At 72.7% G+C, this 2163-nt stretch carries 2 protein-coding genes and 1 pseudogene; 2 read left to right on the plus strand and 1 reads right to left on the minus strand.

Annotated elements, in window-relative coordinates:
• Nucleotides 1–90 precede the first annotated feature (90 nt).
• A complete protein-coding gene (locus tag FNQ90_RS20545; protein ID WP_182607716.1) occupies nucleotides 91–471 on the plus strand; it encodes a hypothetical protein in 381 nt (126 codons plus the stop codon).
• Nucleotides 472–577: 106 nt separating this feature from the next.
• Complete coding sequence (locus FNQ90_RS20550) at nucleotides 578–1375, plus strand: aminoglycoside adenylyltransferase domain-containing protein (RefSeq protein WP_182607717.1); 798 nt, start codon at nucleotides 578–580, stop codon at nucleotides 1373–1375.
• 171 nt (nucleotides 1376–1546) lie between these two features.
• On the opposite strand, the pseudogene FNQ90_RS20555 reads toward FNQ90_RS20550, so the two are convergent.
• Nucleotides 1547–1885 (minus strand): annotated as a pseudogene (locus FNQ90_RS20555) (AAA family ATPase); the annotation flags it as partial.
• Between the last annotated feature and the right edge of the window lie 278 nt (nucleotides 1886–2163).

A 2163-nucleotide genomic window follows, 5' to 3' on the forward strand; every position in this document is an offset into this window, starting at 1 on the left:
CTCCCCGCCCCGACCGGTGTCCCGGCACGGAGCGGCGGCGAGCCGTGAGAAAACCGGGCGCCACTTTCCCCTTCCCGGGACGATGACCCCGTGAGGAAGCCACGCCACCGGCCGACCTTCGCCGAGATGCTCGCGTCCCTGCCCGCCCGTGACCCGGTGGCCGGGCCCATGGTGCCGTCCCCGGCCACCGCCCGCCGCCTGATGGACGGCGAGGGAGGGGTGTGGACGATGAGCCGGGATCACCTCGACCCCCGGCTCGCCGCACGCCTCGTCGCGAAGGCCGACCTGATGATCGTGGGAAGGGCCGGCGGCTCGGACCCCGTGCCGATCGCCGCCGAACAGCGGCACCGGGTGTGGGCGGAGGAGGTGGTCCCGCGTCTCGACGCGGAGGAGCCGCCGCGATACAGCGCCCACGAGTTCCGCTCCGAGGACGACGAGTCGATCCTGCTGTACGTGGAGGAGAGCTGTTGAGTCGGGAGTCGGGATCGCGCCCCTGCTCGATGGGTACGGGGCCCGCGTGATCCCCCGCCACCGGCCCACCCGCGACCACGGTCGCCGCCCATCGCCGGGAGGCACCGTGGACGAGCTGATCGCCCCCGTGGTGGAGCACCTGCGCCGGGAGGACCCCGGCGGGGTCGTCGGGCTGTACCTGTACGGCTCGGCGGTCACGGGCGGGCTGCGGCCCGACAGCGACGTGGACCTGCTGCTGCTCACCCATCGATCGCTCACCGCCGCCGAACGCGCCGACCTCGTCCGACTCCTGCTGGGGATCTCCGGGTGGCGCGGGCACGCGCGGCGGTTCCCCGACGCGGTGCACCGCCGTCCCGTCGAGCTGACCGGCATCGTCGTGGGGGACGGGGCCCCGTCCCGGAGCGAGTGGCCCCGCCGCGACTTCCTGTACGGCGAGTGGCTGCGCGAGGAGTTGGTGGCCGGGCGCACGCCCGGGCCGGCGGACGATCCCGACCTCGTGATCCTCCTGGCCACCGCCCACGCCGCACACCGCGTCCTGCACGGCCCGCCGCTCGATGACCTCCTCGCCCCGCCTCCCCCCGACCGACTCCGCGCCGCCTCCCTCGCGGTGATCCCCGACCTCCTCGCCGGGATCGAGGGCGACGAGCGGAACGTCCTGCTCACCCTCGCCCGGATCCTCGTGACGCTGGAGACCCGCCGGATCGTCCCGAAGGACGTCGCCGCCGGGGCGGTCGCCCCGACGCTGCGGGGGTCGGAGCGCGAACTGTTGGAGCGGGCGCGGGCCGGTTACCTCGGCATCGCGACGGACCGTTGGGCGGACCTCGCCCCGGGTGCCGTCGCGCTCGCCCGAGCCCTCGCCGACCGGCTCTCCCGGTCCGACCAGCCGCCGGAGACGGGGCCCTGACGCCGTTTTCCGCGCCCCGACTGATCGGTTCCCGCCCCTGAAGGACCCGGAGAACAAAGCCTCACGTCGTTCGACGCGTTGACGCGGAGGCCGCTTCACACCGGAACATCCGAGGGCACGTGACTCACAAGCTTCTCCACAGCGCTGACCATGCGCCTCCACCGTGAATCCGTAACCCCCGCGGATCGAGAGGGTCTCGAATTCCAGGTCGATCGAGAACCCGATGGGACCTCCCGTGGACCTGCGCCGAACCTCGGCCACCCCTCCGCGTGCCCGCAGAGCCTGCCCCAAGGAGGTGCTCAGTGCTTCCGAAACAAGGCGCAGGGCATCCAGGAAATTGCTCTTCCCCGACCCGTTGGGGCCCACGAGGAACAGGAGCGGACCCAACTCGACGTCGGCCTCGGCGATGCTCCTGTAGTGCTTCAGTCGGACCCGGGAGAGCGAGAAATGGTTGTCCTGCATGTGATCAGTCTGGCACCGGCTGTACCGGAGCGCCGGGAAGCCGGTCATCGCGCCATCACGACCTCGGTTCGGGAATACGACGTTTTCGCCCCTGGAGGCGTGGGCGTCGCCGCGTTCCGGGCCCGGGACACCCCAGTGCCCTCGCCACCTCTGGTTCCCGCACGACGTCGGGGGGTCGACCGGCCGGCGGCCGGGGTCGGTGTCGTGGCCTGGCGGCAGGCGTGGCAGTGGGTGAGGCCGGGTTCGGGGCGCAGCATCACGTCGTGGCAGCCCCGGCAGGGTTTCGGTTTCTCCGGTGCCGGGGCTGCCACGACGTGATGCTGCGC

It is taken from the genome of Streptomyces alkaliphilus, assembly GCF_014141535.1.
GTDB classification, from domain to species: domain Bacteria; phylum Actinomycetota; class Actinomycetes; order Streptomycetales; family Streptomycetaceae; genus Streptomyces; species Streptomyces alkaliphilus.